Origin of the sequence: Pseudomonas sp. W22_MBD1_FP4 (assembly GCF_052113765.1) — a bacterium.
GTDB classification, from domain to species: domain Bacteria; phylum Pseudomonadota; class Gammaproteobacteria; order Pseudomonadales; family Pseudomonadaceae; genus Aquipseudomonas; species Aquipseudomonas sivasensis.
On record NZ_JBGQOI010000036.1, the window covers coordinates 14,499 to 34,255 of the forward strand.

The window sequence follows — 19,757 nt, forward strand, 5'->3', positions numbered from 1 at the left end:
ATGCAAATCCTGAAATAACAAAAGGACTTTAATCCTACAGGCGAAAAGCAAATTTCCCACAACGCAAAACTATTACAAAACCTGTCTTTGAAACCCGTGCCCCTGTGGGAGGTGGCTTGCTCCCTCACACAGGGGACCCCATGCATTCTGAAGGTCGGGTTACCAGAACCGCTGCTGGGTCAACCGGCTCCACCAGGTCAGCAGCACCCGGTCCACCGAACCGCTGGCCGCCAGGCCCACGCGCTCTTGCAGGCTTTTGCGCTCGGCATAGTGCAGGTGGAACACCTCGGCGGTCTTGGCCTTGGTGGCCAGGTATTCGTCGCTGGTTTGCAGCTCGTCGACCAACTGTTTGTCGAGGGCTGCAACGCCGAGCCACACTTCACCCGTGGCCACGTCATCAATCGCCAACTGCGGGCGATACCGCGACACGAAGTTCTTGAACAGTTGATGAGTGATATCCAGGTCTTCCTGAAACTTCTCGCGGCCCTTTTCGGTGTTTTCGCCAAACACGGTGAGGGTGCGTTTGTATTCGCCGGCGGTCAGCACTTCAAAGTCGATATCGTGTTTTTTGAGCAGGCGATTGACGTTGGGCAACTGCGCCACTACGCCGATGGAGCCCAGGATGGCAAACGGCGCGCTGATGATCTTCTCGCCGATGCACGCCATCATGTAACCGCCGCTGGCCGCGACCTTGTCGATGCACACGGTCAATGGCACGCCCGCCTGGCGGATACGCGCTAATTGTGACGAGGCCAAGCCGTAGCTGTGCACCATGCCACCACCACTTTCCAGACGCAGCACCACTTCGTCCTTGGGCGTGGCCAAGCTCAGCAATGCGGTGATTTCATGGCGCAGGCTCTCGGTCGCCGAGGCCTTGATGTCACCGTCGAAATCCAGCACGAACACCCGTGGCTTGGCCTCGGGTTTTTTCTTACTGTTCTTCTTTTCAGTTTTGCTTTCGGACTTGCGCAGCGCTTTGAGCTGGTCCTTGTCGAGCAGGCTCGACTCCAGGCGCTCGCGCAGGCCCTTGTAGAAATCATTGAGCTTGCTGACCTGCAGTTGGCCGGCGGATTTGCGACGACCTTTACTGCGCAGTGCGGCGAAGCTGATCAGTACCACCAGAATAGCGACCACCAGGGTGACAGTCTTCGCCAGGAAGCTGGCATATTCGGCCAAAAAATCCATGTGACTCCTTACAAGTGCATTTACAAGAGCAGTGCGCCAGGCGCGGATTGCCCAAGCATACCGATGGCACCGCATTCGGGCCAGTGATCAAACCGTTGGCAGCCAAGGCCTCTAAGGAGCTTTTAAAACAAGCGTATGTTTTTTCATTGACAGCTCCCTGGCATCCCCATAACCTCGCCAGACTTTCAACGTACCGGGAAAACGGACGTGGGCAGCATCTATTTGATTCGACATGGCCAGGCCTCCTTCGGTGCAGACGACTATGACGTCCTGTCGCCCGTTGGTGTGGAGCAGGCACAAGTGCTCGGTCGCCACCTGGCGGACATGGGCATCGTGTTCGACCGCTGCGTGGCCGGCGACCTGCGCCGCCAGCAGCACACCGCCACGGCTGCCTTCGATCAATACCGCGCCCTTGGCCTGCCGGTTCCGGTCTTGGAAACCGACAGCGCCTTCAACGAATTCGATGCTGAAGCTATCATCCGCGCCCTGCTCCCCGACCTCCTCACCACCGAACCCGACGCCCTGGACATCCTGCGCAATGCCGCGCAGAACCGCAGCGAATTCCAACGCATCTTCGCCCTGATCATCGAACGCTGGTTGGCCGGCACTTATGACACGCCGGGACTGGAAAGCTGGCTGGGGTTTGTCGAGCGCGTTCAGGGTGGCTTGCAACGCATTCTCGATGCCGCAGACAACACACAGAAAATCGCCGTGTTCACCTCCGGCGGCACCATCACTGCCCTGCTCCACCTGATTACCCGAATGCCTGCTACACAGGCTTTCGAACTGAACTGGCAAATTGTTAACACCTCGCTCAACCAGCTGAAATTCCGCGGTCGCGAGGTGGCACTGGCTTCCTTCAACAGTCATAGCCACTTGCAACTGTTGAAGGCGCCGCAACTCATCACCTTCCGATGAAGTGCGGCCAACCGTGACCCCAAGGTCACTGGACTCCACCCAAAAGGATCGAAACCATGACTGACGTAGCCAAAGCTGTAGAAGCAATGAAAGCCAAATTCAACCCAAGCGCTGCCGACGGCTTGGACCTGGTATTCGGTTTCCGTATCGATGACACCAAGAACTTTTCCCTGGTCGTCAAAGACAAAACCTGCGAACTGCATGAAGGTGAAAACCCAGACGCACAAGTGACCCTGGTCATGGACAGCGCGACCCTGGAAGGCATCGTCGACGGTTCGACTGACGGCATGCAGGCCTTCATGGGCGGCAAACTGCGCACTGAAGGCGACATGATGCTGGCGATGAAACTGAGTGAGCTGTTCCCTTCCTGATTCACAGGCAAGCTTGCATCTCGATCCCGCCTCTCCAGGCGGGATTTTTTTTGCCAACTAACCTGGGATCAATCAAGGTCCGAGGCGGCAGCTCAGCAGTGCAACTCAGACCTTCGGTTGCAGCAGCAACGCCACCAACGCACTCCACCCCGTCTGATGGGACGCCCCCAACCCGCGCCCGGTTTCCCCGTGAAAATACTCATGGAACAACACCAGATCACGGCTGAGCGGGTCCGCTTCCAACTGCGAATACCCCGCCATCGATGGCCTACATCCATTGTCATCCCTTAGAAACAGCCCGGTCAGCCGCTGACTGAGGCCTTCAGCCACTTCCTCCAGGGATGACAGATACCCGCTGCCCGTTGGGTACTCCACCGAGAAGTTATCCGCGTAGTACCGATGAAACTCACGCAGCGATTCAATCAGCATGTAATTGACAGGCATCCACACGGGCCCACGCCAATTCGAGTTGCCGCCATACAATCGTGAGTCGGACTCGCCAGGCTGGTAACGCGCGCTGAGGGTGTCGCCGTTCATCTTCAGCGCCAGGGGCTGCTCGGCGAAGGCTTTGGACAGCGAGCGCACGCCAAACGCAGAGAGGAACTCACTGTCCTCCAACATGCGTCGAAGCAGGTCCTTTGTGCGTTCGCCCCGCAACAACGCCAGCAACAAGCGATTGCCCTGCCCCGGCTCGTTCCAGCGTGAGACCAATTTAGCCAAGTCCGGCCGGTGTTTCATAAAGCCCAGCAACCGTTGGCGCAAACCCTCCAGGCCTTCATGCTCGCGCTGCTCCAGCACCAGCACGGCGAACAACGGCATCAGGCCGACGATGGAGCGCAAACGTACCGGCTCGTTCTGCCCATCGGGGCTGTGCAGCACGTCGTAGAAGAACAGGTCCTGCTCATCCCACAAACCTTCGGCACTGTCATCGACCCGGTTAATGGCACCGGCGATATACAGGAAATGTTCGAAAAACTTCACCGCAATATCCACGTACACGGCATTGCGCCTGGCCAGCTCCAGGGCGATGCGCATCAGGTCCAGGGCATACGCGGCAACCCACGCTGTGCCGTCGGCCTGGTCCAACTGATACCCCGGCGGCAATGCCGCCGAACGGTCAAACAACGCAATGTTATCCAGCCCGAGGAAACCGCCCTGGAACAAGTTGCGGCCCTCGGCGTCCTTGCGGTTGACCCACCAGGAAAAATTCAGCAGCAGCTTATGGAAAATCCGCTCTAGAAAATCCATGTCGCCTACACCGGTCAACGCCTTGTCCTGCTGGTAAACCCGCCAAACGGCCCAGGCATGCACCGGCGGGTTCGCATCATCGAAGCGCCATTCATAAGCCGGCAGTTGGCCGTTGGGATGCATGAAGCGATCCTTCACCAGCAGTAACAACTGTTGCTTGGCGTAACCCGGATCGATCAGCGCCATCGCCACTGCCTGAAAGCCCTGGTCCCACGAGGCATACCACGGGTATTCCCAGGTGTCGGGCATGGAAAGGATGTCGAAGTTGGACAGGTGCCGCCAATGGGTATTACGGATATGCAGGCGCTCAGTCGGCGGCGCGGGCAGGGCTGGGTCACCATCGAGCCATTGGTTCACGTCGAAATAGTAGAGCTGCTTGGACCACAACAAGCCAGCCAGGGCTTGGCGCTGCACATTGCGCGCGTCCGCATCGCCAATGCCCTGTTGCAGCGCCGCATAGAAGTCATCGGCTTCCTGACGACGTTGCTCGAACAATTTACGGGCGTTGGCCGCGGGCGCATCCACGGGGGCAAAGCGCAGGTACAAGGTTTTGCTTTCCTGCCCTGCCAGTTCAAGGATGAACCGCGCGGCAACCTTGGTACCGGTGTCCCGGCGAATCGCCGATTGAGCGCCACCGACCACGTAATCGTTGATGCCATCCTTGAACGGGCCCGGTGCCACCTGCCCGTCCAGCTTGACGACATTGCTTTCGTTTTCGCAGAACAACCATTCCAAGCCATCCTGGCCCCAGGCACTCAGATAACGATCCGGCAATTCATGATGACGGGCCAACACCTGCTCGCCGTCCAGCCGCAACTGCGGCTTGGGCGCATCAAAGGTCCAGCTCCAGTCGTTACGCGCCCACAGTTGAGGCATTACCTGCAAACGCGTCGGCTGCTCCGAGCGGTTATGCACCGTGACCCGCATGAAAATATCGTCAGGCTGCTGCTTGGCGTACTCGACGCTGACATCGCAATAGCGGTTGTCCTCAAACACGCCGGTATCGAGGATTTCATACTCGGCATCACCCAGCCCGCGACGGGCGTTCTCGGTGATCAGGTCAGCATAGGGAAAGGCGGCATGGGGGTATTTGTAGAGCATGCGCATGTAGGCATGACTCGGTACGCCATCGACGAAAAAGTACAGTTCCTTGACGTCCTCGCCATGGTTGCCCTCGGCGTTGTTGAGACCGAACAACCGCTCCTTGAGGATCGCATCGCGCTCGTTCCACAGCGCCAGCCCGAGGCACCAGCGTTGCGCCTTGTCGCTGAAACCGGCCAGGCCGTCCTCACCCCAACGGTAGGCGCGGCTGCGCGCGTGTTCATGGGGAAAGTAGCGCCAGGCATCGCCATCGGCGCTGTAGTCTTCACGCACGGTGCCCCATTGGCGTTCACTCAGGTATGGGCCCCATTCGCGCCAACGCTCGGCGTCTTCAGTGGCCAGGCGTTGGCCTTCAATCGTTTGCGTTACGGGCGTGGCCGTCATTGGGTCCTCCATCGCCGACAAGGTGAGGAGCAGTGTAGAACCCATCCACACCCGCGTGCACATGAAGACTTGGAAGAGAATGCCGTTCATTCATTTGCAGAATGAAGTCCAGAGGAATCTTCGTTTGCAAGCGCACCTGGGGCCCAACAAAATCCAGTAAAAGACCATCACCCTCTCCACCGTCATCAGGAATTTTTCTATGCCCAGTACCGCACATGTCAGCCCAGACGAGATCCGCAAGGGGTTTTCCAAGGCCATGTCCGATATGTACCGAGATGAAGTTCCCCTGTATGGCGCGCTGATGGAGTTGGTAGCCAAGACCAATAGCCGCGTGCTCGACAGCGAACCGAGCCTGGCGCAACAGCTGCAACGCACCGGCGAAATCCAGCGTCTCGACATGGAACGCCACGGCGCCATTCGCTTGGGCACAGCAGCGGAATTGGCCACAATCAGCCGCCTGTTTGCGGTGATGGGCATGCAGCCCGTGGGCTACTACGACCTCACGCCAGCCGGCGTGCCGGTGCATTCCACAGCATTTCGCGCGGTGCATGAACACGCGCTGCAAGCCAGCCCGTTTCGGGTGTTCACCTCCCTGCTGCGCCTGGAATTGATCGAGAATGCCGAACTTCGCGCCTTCGCCGAAACTGCATTGGCAAAGCGCTCGATCTTCACCCCCGGCGCCCTGGCGCTTATCGAAAAAGCGGAAACAAACGGCGGCCTCAACGCCGACGATGCCGCCGAATTCATCCGCCAGGCCCTGGAAACCTTCCGCTGGCACCACACCGCCACCGTTACCGCCGCGCAGTACCAGCAACTCAGTGACCAGCACCGCCTGATCGCCGATGTGGTGGCCTTCAAGGGGCCGCACATCAACCACCTCACCCCGCGCACCCTGGACATTGATCAGGTACAGACCGCCATGCCCGGCAAGGGCATCACCCCCAAGGCTGTGATCGAAGGCCCACCGCGCCGCCAGTGCCCGATCCTGCTGCGCCAGACCAGCTTCAAGGCCCTCGACGAAGCCATCGCCTTCACCGACGCCCAAGGCAGCCACAGCGCCCGCTTCGGTGAAATCGAACAGCGTGGCGTCGCCCTCACGCCCAAAGGCCGCGCCCTCTACGACCAACTGCTGAACGCCGCCCGCGACGAACTGGGCGCGTTCCCCAACGAATCCAACGCCGCGCGCTACATGCACTTGATGGAACAACACTTCCAGGCCTTCCCCGACAACCACGGGCAGATGCGCGAACAAGGCTTGGCGTACTTCCGCTACTTCGCCACGGAACAAGGCCTGGCGGCACGCGGCCAAGCCGATCAACCACGCACATTGCAAGCACTGATCGCCGCCGGTCATGTGGATGTAGAGCCGTTGGTGTATGAGGATTTTCTGCCGGTAAGTGCGGCGGGGATTTTCCAGTCGAATTTGGGGGATGCGGCACAGAGTCATTACGCCGCCAATTCAAACCAGGCGGAATTCGAAAAGGCGTTGGGGCGCAAGACCATCGATGAATTGCAGCTGTACAGCGAGACCCAACAGCGCTCGATCGATGCATGCACTGAAGCGCTGCTGGCTTGAAAGACAGCGTCCACCCGGCTCGACAGCACAATCCGTGCGCTGCAAAACGTCCCCAGAGCCGGGCGGACGGGGCGCATCATAAGGAGTGATTCCCACGATGTCCCTCAGTCAAATCTGAACAAACCTTGCCGCGTTTCAGGCGTCGAGGCGCCCTGCGATTTCGTCCTTGATCAGCAGGCGTTTCTTCTTCAACACCTCCACCACCGTGTCGTCGGCCTTTTCTGATTCCGCCCGGAGCACCTCGCCGTCGGCAGCGTCGTATTGGGTGAGCAGCGAGTCCAGCCGTTTATCGCTCGCCCTGCGTTCGTGAACGACTTCCTTGCTCAAACCCAAATCCTGATACAGGTCGTGTTTCACTGGCATGACGTACCTCCGCAAGTTGATCAATGGCCTACGCCCTTGAAGCTAGACCATTGCAAAGGGTCTTGTCATGTTTGAAGTCAATACGTCCCCGTTCGTCGCGGCAACGGCAATGGGATCAAACCTTCGCGGCGCCCGGCCCTCCACAGTAGATCGTCACTTGAGGGAGACCGGTTTCATGACTAACGCCGCAACCACTGTCGACACCCTATGCATCAACACCCTGCGCACCCTGGCGATGGACGCCGTGCAGAAGGCCAACTCCGGCCATCCGGGCACGCCCATGGGCCTGGCGCCGGTGGGATACACGCTGTGGAGCCGGTTTCTGCGCTATCACCCCGAGCATCCCGACTGGCCCAACCGTGACCGATTTGTGTTGTCAGTGGGGCATGCATCCATGCTCTTGTATTCGCTGCTGCACTTGGCCGGTGTGAAAGAAATTGATGCCCATGGCAAGCGCACCGGGCACCCGGCGATCAGCCTGGACGATATCAAGCAATTCCGTCAGGCCGACTCCAAGACGCCGGGGCATCCGGAATACCGCATGACCACAGGCGTGGAAACCACCACAGGCCCCCTTGGCCAGGGCTGTGCCAACAGCGTGGGCATGGCGATGGCCGAGCGTTGGCTGGCTGAGCGCTTTAACCACGATGACCAGGTGCTGTTCGATTACAACGTCTACACCCTGTGTGGCGACGGCGACATGATGGAGGGCATCAGCAGCGAAGCGGCGTCGATGGCCGGCCATTTGAAGCTGGATAACCTGTGCTGGATCTACGACAACAACACCATCAGCATCGAAGGCCACACTGAGCTTGCCTTCAGCGAAGACGTGATCAAGCGTTTCCAGGCCTATGGCTGGCACACCTTGCACGTCACCGATGCCAACGACTTGCAGGCACTGAGCGCAGCCCTGGAGACCTTTCAGGCGAATACCGGCGCGCCGACGCTGATCGTGGTCGACAGCGTGATCGGCTACGGTTCGCCCCACAAGCACAACACCGCCGCCGCCCATGGCGAGCCGTTGGGTGATGACGAAATCCGCCTGACCAAAGCTGCGTATGGTTGGCCGCAGGATTCCAGCTTCCTGGTGCCCGATGAGGCGCGCACGCTCTTGCGCGACGCCCTGCACGCCCGCGCCGAACCGCTCTACCAGCAATGGAACCAGACCCTGGCCCGTCTCGACCCTCAATTGGCCGATGAACTACGGCGGATGCGCGCCGGGGAGATGCCCGAGCACTGGCAGGCTGACCTGCCCGACTTTGCCGCCGATGCCAAGGGCGTCGCCAGCCGCGCGGCGGGTGGCGAGGTACTGAATGCCTTCGCCCAGCAAATCCCCTGGCTGCTCGGCGGCTCGGCGGACTTGTCGCCTTCGACCAAAACCAACCTCACCTTCGACGGTGCCGGGCGCTTCAGCGCCGATGACTACAGCGGGCGCAACCTGCATTTCGGTATTCGCGAACACGCCATGGGCGCCATTGCCAATGGCATGGCGCTGTCGTATTTGCGGCCGTACACCTCGACCTTCCTGGTGTTCAGCGACTACATGAAACCGCCGATCCGTCTGGCGGCGATCATGGAGTTGCCGGTGGTGTTCGTGTTTACCCACGACTCCATCGGCGTGGGTGAAGATGGGCCGACGCACCAGCCCATTGAGCACCTGACGCAGTTGCGCGCCACGCCAGGGTTGCTGACCCTTCGCCCTGGCGACGCCAACGAAACCCTGGAGCTGTGGAAAGTTGCGCTGGCGCAAACCCATCGGCCGAGCTGTGTGGTGCTGTCACGCCAGCCGCTGCCGACTCTGGATCGCACGCAATACGCAGCGGCGACCGGTGCAGCCAAAGGCGCTTATGTGTTGGCGGGGGCGGATAAACCCCAGGTAATTTTGATCGGTACCGGCAGCGAAGTCAGCCTGGCGGTGGCGGCCTATGAACAGCTCAAGTGCGAAGGGATTGCCGCACAAGTCGTCTCGATGCCGAGCTGGGAGTTGTTTGAAGAACAGGACCAGGCCTATCGCGACAGTGTGTTGCCGCCAGCGGTGACGGCACGTGTGGTGGTGGAACAGGCCGGGCCTTTGGGGTGGGACCGCTATGTCGGGCAAACCGGCGCCAAGGTGGTGATGAGCAGCTTCGGGGCTTCGGCGCCGTTGGCGAAGTTGCAGGAGAAGTTTGGGTTTACGGTGGAGCATGTGGTGAAGCAGGCCAAGGCACAAATCCAACTGACCAGACACTGATCACTCTGTGGGAGGGGGCTTGCCCCCGATAGCTATCTGTCAGGCACTTGATGGGGTGACTGACCCACCGCTATCGGGGGCTTGCCCCCTCCCACATGTGGACCTGTTTAACTGTTAGATCAACGCTCGGGCCAGGAATGGCGCAGTCCGGCTTTTCTTGCTCTTGGCAACTTTTTGCGGCGTACCGCTGGCCACCACTTGCCCGCCCAAATCCCCTGCCCCCGGACCGATATCGATCACCCAGTCACTCTGGGCCACCACACGCATTTCATGCTCGACCACCACCACCGTGTGCCCTGCATCCACCAAGTGATTGAGCTGGCTGAGCAGGCGATCCACATCCCGTGGATGCAGCCCGGTCGTTGGCTCATCCAACACATACAAGGTCGACCCACGGGCATTGCGTTGCAGCTCGGTGGCCAATTTGATCCGCTGCGCTTCCCCCCCGGACAGTTCGGTAGCCGGTTGACCCAGTCGCAGATAACCCAGGCCGATATCCCGCAGCACCTGCAACGAGCGCAGTACCCCTGGCTGCTCGGCAAAGACCTCGACTGCCTGCTCGACGGTCAGCCCGAGCACCTGAGCGATGCTCAAGCCTTGCCATTTGATCGCCAACGTCTCGGGGTTGTAGCGCGCGCCATGGCAGGTCGGACAGGGTGCGTACACACTCGGCATAAACAACAACTCGACGCTGACAAAGCCCTCGCCCTCGCAGTTCGGGCAACGGCCCTTGGCGACGTTGAAGGAGAACTGGCCCGCATCGTAATGGCGCTTCTTTGCCGCAGGCGTGGCGGCGAACAGTTTGCGCACGTTGTCGAACAGCCCGGTGTAGGTCGCCAGGTTGGAACGTGGCGTACGGCCGATGGGTTTCTGATCCACCTGCACCAGGCGTCGGATCTGTTCCAGCCCGGCGCTGATGCGCCCGCCACTGGTTTGTGGCGTCTCATCTTCCAGGCTCGGCTCTTCGTCGTTCTCCACCACACGCCCAAGGCCACTGCCCACCAATTCCAGCAGCGCCTGGCTGACCAGGCTGGACTTGCCCGAGCCGGAAATGCCGGTCACTGAGGTGAAGCAGCCCAAGGGAAAATCCACGTTCAGACCATTGAGGTTATTGCGCGTCACGCCCTCCAACTTCAACCAACCACTGGGTTCGCGGCGAGAGGGATTTGATGTACGCCGCTCGGCGAACAAATACTCACGGGTCTGCGACGCCTCTACGTCAGCCAACCCAGCAGGTGGCCCGCTGTACAGCACTTGCCCGCCATGCTCGCCAGCGGCCGGGCCGACGTCGATCAACCAGTCGGCGCGGCGCATGGTTTCCAAGTCGTGCTCCACCACAAACAACGAATTACCGGCGGCCTTCAAGCGCTCAAGCGCGGTGAACAACGCCTCGCCATCCGCCGGATGCAAGCCCGCCGAAGGCTCATCCAGCACATAGATCACTCCAAACAATTGCGAGCCCAATTGCGTGGCCAAGCGTAAACGTTGCAACTCCCCGGACGACAAGGTCGGTGTGCTGCGCTCCAGGGACAGATAACCCAGGCCCAATTCGATCAAGGTGCTGACCCGCTCCAGCAAGTCCTGGGCGATACGCTGCGCAGCCAGGCGCTTCTCCACCGAGAGCTTCATCGTGTCCTGCCCCGCCGCCACCGGCCGCAGCAGTTCGGCCAGCTGCGACAACGACAGCTGCGACAACTCGCCAATATCCACCCCGGCAAACTTCACCGAGAGCGCCGCCTTGGTCAGCCGCTTGCCTTCACACAGCGGGCAGGCGCTGCCCTGCATGAACTGCGACACGCGCTTTTTCATCAGCGCGCTTTGGGTGTGGCTGAAGGTGTGCAGGATGTAGCGCCGCGCGCCGCTGAACGTGCCCTGGTAACTAGGCTCCAGCTTGCGCTTCAACGCCTCGCGGGTTTGCTCCGGGGTGAAACCGGCATACACCGGCACAGTGGGGGTTTCTTCGGTGAACAGGATCCAGTCGCGCTGCTTTTTCGGCAGGTCGCGCCATGGGATATCCACGTCATAGCCCAAGGTCACCAGAATATCGCGCAGGTTCTGGCCCTGCCACGCCAACGGCCAGGAGGCCACCGCGCGCTGGCGAATGCTCAGCGAAGGGTCGGGCACCATCAGCGCCTCGGTCACTTCATACACGCGGCCCAGGCCATGACATTGCGGGCACGCACCCTGGGGCAGGTTCGGCGAAAAGTCCTCGGCATACAGCATCGCTTGCCCCGCAGGGTAGCTGCCGGCGCGGGAATAGAGCATGCGGATCAGGCTCGATAACGTGGTGACGCTGCCCACCGAAGATCGCGCGCTGGGCGTGCCACGCTGCTGTTGCAGGGCCACGGCGGGCGGCAGGCCTTCGATGCTGTCCACGTCGGGCACGCCAACCTGGTCGATCAGGCGCCGCGCATAAGGCGCCACCGATTCGAAGTAGCGCCGCTGGGCCTCGGCATACACCGTGGAAAACGCCAGGGACGACTTGCCCGAACCCGACACGCCGGTAAACACCACCAGGGCATCCCGGGGAATATCCACGTCGACGTTTTGCAGGTTGTGCTCGCGGGCGCCGCGCACCCTGACAAAGCCTGGGCGTTGGGCAGTGATCGCAGGGATGTTGCGCTGTGAAGTCATGGTCAACCTTATCGTGCGGTGAGCACGCTGCGCACCCGTAGCGTCAGGGCTTCGGGGCTGTAGGGCTTGCTCAGCAGATGAATGTCGGGGCTCAGCAGGTGGTTGCTGGAGAGGATGTCGCGGGTGTGACCGGAAGTGAACAGCACCGGCACGGGCGGGGTTTGTGCACGGGCCCAGGCGGCCAGGTCGGTGCTTTTAAGGCGGCCGGGCATGACCACGTCGGTAAAAATCAACTCGGGTTGCAGGCCAGCTTTGAGCTTCGACATGGCCTGGTCGCCGTCCTCGGCGGTGATCACGGTGTAGCCCGACTGTTCGAGCACGTCCACCACCGTCAGGCGCACGCCTTCATTGTCTTCGACCACCAGGATCGTTTCCTGGCCGCCTACGGACGCAACGGGCTCGTCTGACGCTTCAAGGCACTCCTCGCCCAGGCTGCGCGGGAAGTACAACTGCACCACGGTGCCCTGGCCTTCTTCGCTGCTGACCTCGACATGCCCGCCACTTTGACGCACAAAGCCGAACACCATACTCAAGCCCAGGCCGGTACCGTGACCGTCGCGCTTGGTGGTGAAGAACGGTTCGAACACCCTGGCCTGGATCCCAGGTGGCATGCCCACCCCGGTGTCGGTGACCGCCAGGCGCACATATTCTCCGGGACTGACGCTCTTGCCGATGCAATCGCCGGGGTTAAGGATGATGTTTTCGCCGCTGATGCGGATCACCCCCTCACCTTTCATGGCGTCGCGGGCATTGATCGCCAGGTTGAGCAACGCATTTTCCAACTGGTTACGGTCGACGTTGATGCTCCAGGAATCCTGGGGCAACTGCACATCGATATGAATGGTTTCTCCCAGTGCGCGCTGCAACAGTTCGCCAAGGCCGGCATAGATGCGTTGCGGGTTGTACACCGCCGGCGACAACGGCTGGCGGCGGGCAAAGGCCAGCAGTTGCGCCGACAGCTTGGCCCCGCGCTCCACTGCCGCGATGGCCGCGTTGACGCGGCGCTGCACCTGGGCATTGTCTGGCTCATGGCGGGCCAGCAAGTGCAGATTGCCGGCGATCACTTGCAACAGGTTATTGAAGTCGTGGGCCACGCCGCCGGTGAGGCCGCCGATGGCTTCGAGTTTTTGCGATTGGCGCAACTGGTCCTCGGCACTGGAGCGCGCCTGCACTTCAGCGGCCACCCGTTGTTCGAGGTTATGGGTGAGTTCCTGGCGCACCTGTTCGGACTTCACCAGTTCGGTGGTATCGACCACAATCGCCAACACGCCGGCCGGTTGCTGGTTGTCGCCGGCGACGGGGCTGTAATACAAATCCAGCCACACGGTTTCCGGCTGGCCATTGCGCAGCAGCACCAGGTCTTTGTTGTTGAAGGACAGAGTGCCGCCGGCCAGACAGGTGTCCACCACATGGCGATTGAAATCCGCCACCTCCGGCCAACCCAACTCCACCGGAGCCCCCAGCAAAGACGGGTGGCGGCCGCCGGCAAAGACCGAGTAACTGTCGTTGTAAATCATGTACCCGGCCCGCCCCCACAACATCACCATCGGCATCGGCGATGCGAGCATCATCTGCACGTTACAGACCAGGCTGGTGGACCACTGGTTAATGGGACCGAGGTCCGTGGTCGACCAATCGAACGCGCGAATACGCTGGGCCATTTCACCGGCCCAACCTTCACAGCCGTGGGGGTTGGATAAAAATTGCATCGTTCGGCTCAGTGCAAAAGAGAAGACAGTCGCCATTTTTGGAGCTTACACGGAGCAGATGGTTTCATCTGGTATTAATTTGGGGTCACCTCAGTGGAAATCCCGGCTGCGCACAGACATGCCTTCCAGCAACGGCGTGAGGTCGGTGAGCCGCCCGGCGATCAGATGGCGCACCTCGCCGACCGCCTCCCAGCGCCCGTCTACCTTGAGCAAGCGCGACCCCACCAGCGCCTGGCGCTGACGTTCGGCCAGGTCGCGCCAAACCACCACATTGAGATTGCCGAACTCATCTTCCAAGGTGACAAAGGTCACACCGCTGGCCGTGCCCGGACGTTGCCGCCCCGTGACCAACCCCGCGACACTCACATTACGCCCATGCTCCACCGCCATCAGCTCGCGGGAGCTGCGACAACGCCGCTTGCGCAGCTCATCGCGCAACAATGCCAGCGGGTGCGGGCCGAGAGTGGTGCCGACGGTGGCGTAATCAGCCTGCAAGTCCTCGCCGACCGTCGGTGCCGGTAAAGCGACCACGGCTTCGTCGGGGCTGGGCAGCCCGGCGAACAGCCCCAATTGTTTGTGCACCCCCGCCACGTCCCAGCGGGCTTGGTGCCGGTTTCCAGCCAGGGCACGCAGGGCGCCGGCGTCGGCCAGCAACGCCTGGGCACGGGCGTCCAGACCGGCGCGCTGGTCCAGATCAGCAATGTCGCTGAAACCTGTGCCAGGGCGGGCGGCCTCGATGCGCCGACCATCCTCTTCACGAAACCCCGCGATCATGCGCAAGCCCATACGGATCGCCGGTTGCTGGCCGTCAATGGGTTCCAGGCTGCAATCCCAGTCGCTGGCCTGCACATCCACCGGGCGAATCTGCAAGCGATGGCGCCGTGCGTCCTGCAGTATCTGGTCCGGGCTGTAGAACCCCATAGGCCAGCTGTTGATCAACGCGCAGGCGAAGGCCGCCGGCTCGTGGCATTTGAGCCAGCAACTGGCGTAAGTCAGCAAGGCGAAACTGGCCGCATGGGACTCAGGAAAGCCATAGCTGCCAAAGCCCTTGATCTGCTCGAAAATCTGCGCGGCAAACTCCTCGGTGTAGCCGTTTTTCAGCATGCCGGTGCGCAAGCGGTCCTGGTGGGGTTCCAGGCCGCCGTGACGTTTCCACGCGGCCATGGAGCGGCGCAACTGGTCGGCCTCGCCAGGGCTGTAGTCGGCGGCGACCATGGCGATCTGCATCACTTGCTCCTGGAACAGCGGAATGCCCAGGGTGCGTTTCAATACGCTTTCAAGTTCCGGTGAAGGGTAGGTGGTTTTTTCTTCCTTGTTACGTCGTCGCAGATACGGATGCACCATCCCTCCCTGGATCGGACCGGGTCGCACAATAGCGACCTCGATCACAAGGTCATAAAACGTCTGCGGCTTGAGCCGGGGCAGCATCGACATCTGCGCCCGCGACTCGATCTGAAATACGCCAATGGTGTCGGCCTTGCTGATCATCGCGTAGGTGGCCGGGTCTTCCTTGGGGATCGTCGCCAGGGCCAGGTCGAGGTTACGGTGGCGGCGCAGCAAATCGAAACAGCGGCGAATCGCACTGAGCATGCCCAAGGCGAGGATATCCACCTTGAGCAGGCCCACGGCATCCAGATCGTCCTTGTCCCATTGGATAATGGTGCGCTCGGCCATGGCCGCGTTTTCCACCGGCACCAGAGTGTCCAGCGGGTATTCGGAAATCACGAAACCGCCGGGATGTTGGGACAGGTGCCGGGGAAAACCGATCAGTTGCTGGGTGAGCGTGAGCACACGGCGCAGGATCGGGCTGTCCGGGTCGAAGCCGCCTTCACGCAGGCGTTCCAGCGGAGGCGCATCATCACTCCAGCGCCCGCAGCAGTCGGCCAGGGCGTTGATCTGGTCCGGCGGCAACCCAAGGGCCTTGGCCACATCGCGCACCGCACCGGCGGCGTGGTAGCTGCTGACCACCGCCGTCAGCGCCGCGCGGGTGCGGCCGTAGCGCTGGAAAACGTACTGCAGCACTTCTTCGCGGCGTTCGTGCTCGAAGTCCACGTCGATATCCGGTGGCTCGTTGCGCTCCTCTGACAGGAAGCGCTCAAACAGCATATTCGTAAGGCTCGGGTTGATCTCGGTAATGCCCAAGGCAAAACACACCGCCGAGTTGGCCGCCGACCCGCGGCCCTGGCACAGGATCGAACGGCTGCGGGCGAAGCGCACAATATCGTGCACGGTGAGGAAATAACTTTCGTAACCCAGTTTGCTGATCAATGTCAGTTCGTGATTGATCTGCTGCATGGTCTTGGCGTCGATTCCGTGAGGCCAACGCAGGGCGATGCCTTCTTCGGTGACGGCGCGCAGCCAGGATTCGGCGTCATGCCCCTCGGGCACCAATTCGCGCGGGTAGTGATAACGCAACTGGCCGAGGTCGAAGGTGCAACGGCGGGCGATGACCAGGGTTTCATCGAGCAAGGCTTGGGGGTACAGCGTGCCCAGGGCATCAAGGCCGCGCAGATGCCGCTCGCCATTGGGGTGCAGGCGCGTGCCGGCTTCGGCCACCGGGACGTGATGACGGATGGCGGTCATGGTGTCTTGCAGGGCGCGTCGACCGCGTGCGTGCATGTGCACATCACCACAGGCCACCGCCGGGATATTCAGGTTGGCGGCCAGGTGCAGGCGCTGCTCCAGATGCCGCGCATCGTCCTGGCCGCAATGCAGGTGCACCGCCAGCCACAGGCGCTCGGCAAACGTGCGGCGCAGCCATTGGATCGAGGCCTGGGTGTCGCTGTCGTCGGCGACCCATAGCGCCAACAGGCCGTTGAGCGGTGCGTCGAAGTCTTCGTGCAGCAGGCGATAACTGCCTTTTTCCGCACGCCGCCTGGCCAGGGTGATCAGGCGGCACAGGTGCTGGTAACCGCTGAGGTTTTCTACCAGCAGCACCAGTTTCGGGCCGTTTTCGATGCGCACTTCGCTGCCGATAATCAGCGGTAACTCCACCGCCTTCGCCGCCTGCCACGCACGCACGATGCCTGACAACGTGCATTCATCAGTGATCGCCAAGGCGCTGTAGCCCTGACGCTTGGCGCGCTCGAACAACTCCAGCGCGGTGGACGCGCCGCGCTGAAAACTGAAATTGGACAGGCAATGCAGCTCGGCGTAGTTCATGCAAACCAGCCTTGCAGCCACAAACCATCGCCCTGCCCCACGCTGCGGTAGGCCCAGCCTTGCTGACCGGCGCGGGTCTGGATCAGGTAATAGTCACGGCGGATATCGGCGCCGTCCCACCAGCCGGATTCGATACGTTCCGGGCCCATCAGAATCTGCACACCTTGCTCGGTCAGCAAGGTGGGTTCCCTGAGCAGCCAACCGGGGCGTTGCACCTTGTTCAAGGTCGGGCATGTGCGACTGTCGGCCGTTGCTTGCCAAGCGCACTCGGGGCGATGGTCGGCATGAAAACGCAAGCCTTGTACCGCCTCATCCCCAAGGCGCGCGCGCAGGCGTTCGCGCAATTGCTCCCAGGGCAGGGTCTGTTGCGGGCGGTCGTCGAACAGGTCCTGGCGCTGCGGCACAAACACCGGCAAGTCCTGGGCCACCAGGCGAAAACCGCGCACCGGCGCCGTGACTTGCACTTGCTCCAGGCGCCCACGGGCCAGCTCGAACAGCATCGCCGGTTCGCGCTCGGCGCTGAGCAGGCCGACCTTGATCACACTGTCGGGCAACTGGGCGTGCTCCAGGTGCAGGTCAAAACGCTGCACGCCACTGTCGCGTCCGCAGAGAAAGGCGGATAAATCACCGGTCAAGCGCCGCAGTGGAAACAGCAGCGCCTGGTGGGACTGCACGTCGAAATTCAATTCGATGCGCACATCGAACTGGTCCGGCGGCTGATAAAACCCAAGGGCCAGCGGGCGTTGCCCGGTCAAGGCATCCAGGTGCTTGAGCAGGCCGGCATCAAAGCGCCGTGCCAGGGTGTGCCGGGGCAAGGCCTGGACCTGGGACAGGGTGCGCAGGCCCATGCGCGACAAGGCGGTAGCGGCCTGAGGTTCAAGGCCGGCGCGGTCGATGGGCAGTGGTGCGAGGGCCTGCATCAATGCCTCATCGTCGATGGCCAGACCGTCGTAAATATTGGCCAGCACCCGCGCCGCCGCCGGGTTGGGCGCGGCGACGATGCGGTGACGAAAGCCCAGCTCGGTCAATTCTTTGCGCAAGCGCGCTTCGAACTGCGGCCAGGGACCGAACAGGCCCAGGCTCGATTCGATCTCGAACAGCAACGCACGCGGGTAATGCACACTGACCTGGGAACTGAAGCGATAGGCCCAGGCTGCCAGGAACTGCTGCCAGCGTTCGATTTCCACGGGGTCGTATTCGGCGCTGGCAAAAGTCTTGGCCAGGGCATGGGCCGCCGTCAGTGAAAGGCCTGGACGCAGGCCCAAGGCGCGGGCGGCGTCGTTGACGGTTTGCAGTACGCGCCGCTGTGGCGTACCGGCCAGCAGCGCGAGGGGTTGGTCGGGCTCGGGGTGCACACGCTGCACCCCGTCCAGCGCCAATTGCGGGAAGACAATACACACCCAGCGCATGGCAACCTCAGTGCCCCGCCAACGCAATCGGCGCCGGATGGGCCAAACCGCCACGGCACTTGATCACCCGTACTTGGGCGGGTTTCGCATCGACCGCCAAACGCAGGGCAGCAGGCGATGAATTGACCCCCTCACTCAAGGCGCGCCAGGCAAACGCCAGGGTCTGGCCGGTTTCTGCTGCCACCTGCAAGCGCCGCAGCGCCCGGTCATCGGCCTTGCGCGGCCAGCACAGCACCGCGCCGCAACTGCCGGAGCGCAGGCACTGCTCCACGGCCCATAGCGCATCACGTTCCTCGGCCTGGATCACTGAAAGCTGGCGTACATCCACCCCGGCGTTCTGCCAGGCATGGGGATACGGCGTATACGGCGGCGCCACCAACACAATGCGCTCCCCCGCCTTTGACAGGCGCGCCAGGGTGGGCAGCACCAGTTGCAGTTCGCCGATGCCCTCCTTGGCCATGAGGATTTCACTCAAAGCCGATTCAGGCCAGCCGCCGCTGGGCAGCACCGCATCCAGCGCGGCCAGCCCGGTGGGGTGCACACTGGCGGGAGGCGCGGCCGGCCGGCCTTTCCAGACGCGGCCGCCATTGAACAGCGCGTCCAGGGCAACGACGGCGCCCATCAGCCTTGCCTCACCAGGCCGCAGAACACCCCTTCGATGGCCAGGTCCTGATCAGGGCCCACCACAATAGGTTGATACGCGGGGTTGCGCGGCAGCAGGCGCACGCGGTCGCCACTGCGTTCGAAACGCTTGATGGTGACTTCGCCATCCAGGCGCGCCACCACGATCTGCCCGTTCAAGGCCTCGGCACTGCGGCGTACGCCTACCAGATCGCCGTCAAGGATGCCGTCTTCGATCATCGAATCGCCCTGCACCCGCAGCAGGTAGTCGGGGGTTTTCGCGAAGGTGCTTGGGTCGAGTTGCAGGCGACTGTGCACTTCGGCGTCAGCACCGATGGGCAGGCCGGCGGCGACTCGGCCGAGCACGGGCACGTCCAGCCACTCCGGACGCATGGGTTGGTTGAGCAGGCGAATACCGCGAGCCTGGTTGGGATTGACCTCAATGAAGCCGGCTTCGGTCAGGGCCACCACGTGTTTGCGCGCGACGCTGCGGGAGGCAAAGCCGAACGCCTCGGCGATCTCGGCGAGGCTGGGGGGCTGGCCTTGTTGCGCGATACGGTCGCGGATGAAGGTCAGGATGGCGGTGCGGCGGGGAGTCAGGGTCGTCATGGAGTACATTTGTACTCTTATGGGAAATTTCTTACAAGAGCCGGTAGTCGGGGGGGGGGGTTGAGTTGAGTACATATCCGTTGGTTAGGTAACGGCTACTTATGGTTCCGCTCTTACAGCGGCTCACTTTTGGAAAGGCCCAAAAGTAAGCAAAAGGCCTTCGCCCCAACACTCGGCACCTCGCCTAGGCTCGGTGTGCCCGCACTCCGGCTTGAATCCGTGGGCCGCCGCGATGGG

General features: G+C 61.8%; 13 protein-coding genes. 4 read left to right on the top strand and 9 right to left on the bottom strand.

Annotated features, from left to right (window positions below; translation table 11 throughout):
* Positions 1-159: 159 nt before the first annotated feature.
* Positions 160-1,185: a protease SohB gene (sohB, locus tag ACEN2T_RS28705; RefSeq protein WP_017135929.1), complete on the bottom strand. Its 1,026-nt coding sequence runs from the start codon at positions 1,183-1,185 to the stop codon at positions 160-162.
* Positions 1,186-1,392: 207 nt separating this feature from the next.
* Here sohB and ACEN2T_RS28710 point away from each other — a divergent pair, with 207 nt between their 5' ends.
* Positions 1,393-2,103: a histidine phosphatase family protein gene (locus tag ACEN2T_RS28710; RefSeq protein WP_032886565.1), complete on the top strand. Its 711-nt coding sequence runs from the start codon at positions 1,393-1,395 to the stop codon at positions 2,101-2,103.
* Positions 2,104-2,159: 56 nt separating this feature from the next.
* Complete coding sequence (locus ACEN2T_RS28715) at positions 2,160-2,474, top strand: SCP2 sterol-binding domain-containing protein (RefSeq protein WP_032886566.1); 315 nt, start codon at positions 2,160-2,162, stop codon at positions 2,472-2,474.
* Positions 2,475-2,579: 105 nt separating this feature from the next.
* Here ACEN2T_RS28715 and ACEN2T_RS28720 read toward each other — a convergent pair whose 3' ends face one another.
* Positions 2,580-5,207 (bottom strand): MGH1-like glycoside hydrolase domain-containing protein, encoded by a 2,628-nt coding sequence (locus tag ACEN2T_RS28720; protein ID WP_442117924.1) that lies wholly within the window; start codon positions 5,205-5,207, stop codon positions 2,580-2,582.
* Positions 5,208-5,406: 199 nt separating this feature from the next.
* Here ACEN2T_RS28720 and hglS point away from each other — a divergent pair, with 199 nt between their 5' ends.
* Positions 5,407-6,783 (top strand): 2-oxoadipate dioxygenase/decarboxylase HglS, encoded by a 1,377-nt coding sequence (gene hglS / locus ACEN2T_RS28725; protein ID WP_442117925.1) that lies wholly within the window; start codon positions 5,407-5,409, stop codon positions 6,781-6,783.
* A gap of 135 nt (positions 6,784-6,918) precedes the next feature.
* On the opposite strand, the gene ACEN2T_RS28730 is transcribed toward hglS, so the two are convergent.
* Complete coding sequence (locus tag ACEN2T_RS28730; protein WP_032886572.1) at positions 6,919-7,146, bottom strand: YdcH family protein; 228 nt, start codon at positions 7,144-7,146, stop codon at positions 6,919-6,921.
* 175 nt (positions 7,147-7,321) lie between these two features.
* On the opposite strand from ACEN2T_RS28730, the gene tkt reads away from it, so the two are divergent.
* Positions 7,322-9,376, top strand: a complete 2,055-nt coding sequence (gene tkt / locus ACEN2T_RS28735) for a transketolase (RefSeq protein WP_442117926.1) — start codon at positions 7,322-7,324, stop codon at positions 9,374-9,376.
* Positions 9,377-9,490: 114 nt separating this feature from the next.
* Here the strand turns inward: tkt and uvrA are convergent, their stop codons facing one another.
* The 6 genes from uvrA to lexA form a co-directional block, all read right to left on the bottom strand.
* Positions 9,491-12,010 carry an excinuclease ABC subunit UvrA gene (gene uvrA / locus ACEN2T_RS28740; RefSeq protein WP_032886577.1) on the bottom strand — a complete coding sequence of 840 codons (2,520 nt, stop codon included), beginning with the start codon at positions 12,008-12,010 and terminating at the stop codon, positions 9,491-9,493.
* Between the two features lie 8 nt (positions 12,011-12,018).
* Positions 12,019-13,719: an ATP-binding protein gene (locus ACEN2T_RS28745; RefSeq protein WP_095184534.1), complete on the bottom strand. Its 1,701-nt coding sequence runs from the start codon at positions 13,717-13,719 to the stop codon at positions 12,019-12,021.
* A gap of 90 nt (positions 13,720-13,809) precedes the next feature.
* The gene (locus ACEN2T_RS28750; RefSeq protein ID WP_206199178.1) at positions 13,810-16,902 is read right to left on the bottom strand and encodes an error-prone DNA polymerase; all 3,093 of its coding nucleotides are present in this window, start codon (positions 16,900-16,902) and stop codon (positions 13,810-13,812) included.
* Positions 16,878-18,290 carry a Y-family DNA polymerase gene (locus ACEN2T_RS28755; protein ID WP_032886581.1) on the bottom strand — a complete coding sequence of 471 codons (1,413 nt, stop codon included), beginning with the start codon at positions 18,288-18,290 and terminating at the stop codon, positions 16,878-16,880. The genes ACEN2T_RS28750 and ACEN2T_RS28755 overlap by 25 nt, the downstream gene beginning before the upstream one ends.
* Before the next feature lie 7 nt (positions 18,291-18,297).
* Positions 18,298-18,912 (bottom strand): translesion DNA synthesis-associated protein ImuA, encoded by a 615-nt coding sequence (imuA, locus tag ACEN2T_RS28760; RefSeq protein WP_095184532.1) that lies wholly within the window; start codon positions 18,910-18,912, stop codon positions 18,298-18,300.
* Entirely contained in the window at positions 18,912-19,529 is a 618-nt protein-coding gene (lexA, locus tag ACEN2T_RS28765; RefSeq protein WP_032886583.1) for a transcriptional repressor LexA, read from the bottom strand. The genes imuA and lexA overlap by 1 nt, the downstream gene beginning before the upstream one ends.
* Positions 19,530-19,757 lie beyond the last annotated feature (228 nt).

What these genes read in the sequence shown, in the direction of transcription:
- ACEN2T_RS28730 (WP_032886572.1), bottom strand. Translation starts at nt 7,146, where the DNA reads ATGCCAGTGAAACACGACCTGTATCAGGATTTGGGTTTGAGCAAGGAA.
- ACEN2T_RS28720 (WP_442117924.1), bottom strand. Translation starts at nt 5,207, where the DNA reads ATGACGGCCACGCCCGTAACGCAAACGATTGAAGGCCAACGCCTGGCC.
- tkt (WP_442117926.1), top strand. Translation starts at nt 7,322, where the DNA reads ATGACTAACGCCGCAACCACTGTCGACACCCTATGCATCAACACCCTG.
- ACEN2T_RS28755 (WP_032886581.1), bottom strand. Translation starts at nt 18,290, where the DNA reads ATGCGCTGGGTGTGTATTGTCTTCCCGCAATTGGCGCTGGACGGGGTG.
- imuA (WP_095184532.1), bottom strand. Translation starts at nt 18,912, where the DNA reads ATGGGCGCCGTCGTTGCCCTGGACGCGCTGTTCAATGGCGGCCGCGTC.
- ACEN2T_RS28745 (WP_095184534.1), bottom strand. Translation starts at nt 13,719, where the DNA reads ATGCAATTTTTATCCAACCCCCACGGCTGTGAAGGTTGGGCCGGTGAA.
- hglS (WP_442117925.1), top strand. Translation starts at nt 5,407, where the DNA reads ATGCCCAGTACCGCACATGTCAGCCCAGACGAGATCCGCAAGGGGTTT.
- lexA (WP_032886583.1), bottom strand. Translation starts at nt 19,529, where the DNA reads ATGTACTCCATGACGACCCTGACTCCCCGCCGCACCGCCATCCTGACC.
- sohB (WP_017135929.1), bottom strand. Translation starts at nt 1,185, where the DNA reads ATGGATTTTTTGGCCGAATATGCCAGCTTCCTGGCGAAGACTGTCACC.
- ACEN2T_RS28715 (WP_032886566.1), top strand. Translation starts at nt 2,160, where the DNA reads ATGACTGACGTAGCCAAAGCTGTAGAAGCAATGAAAGCCAAATTCAAC.
- uvrA (WP_032886577.1), bottom strand. Translation starts at nt 12,010, where the DNA reads ATGACTTCACAGCGCAACATCCCTGCGATCACTGCCCAACGCCCAGGC.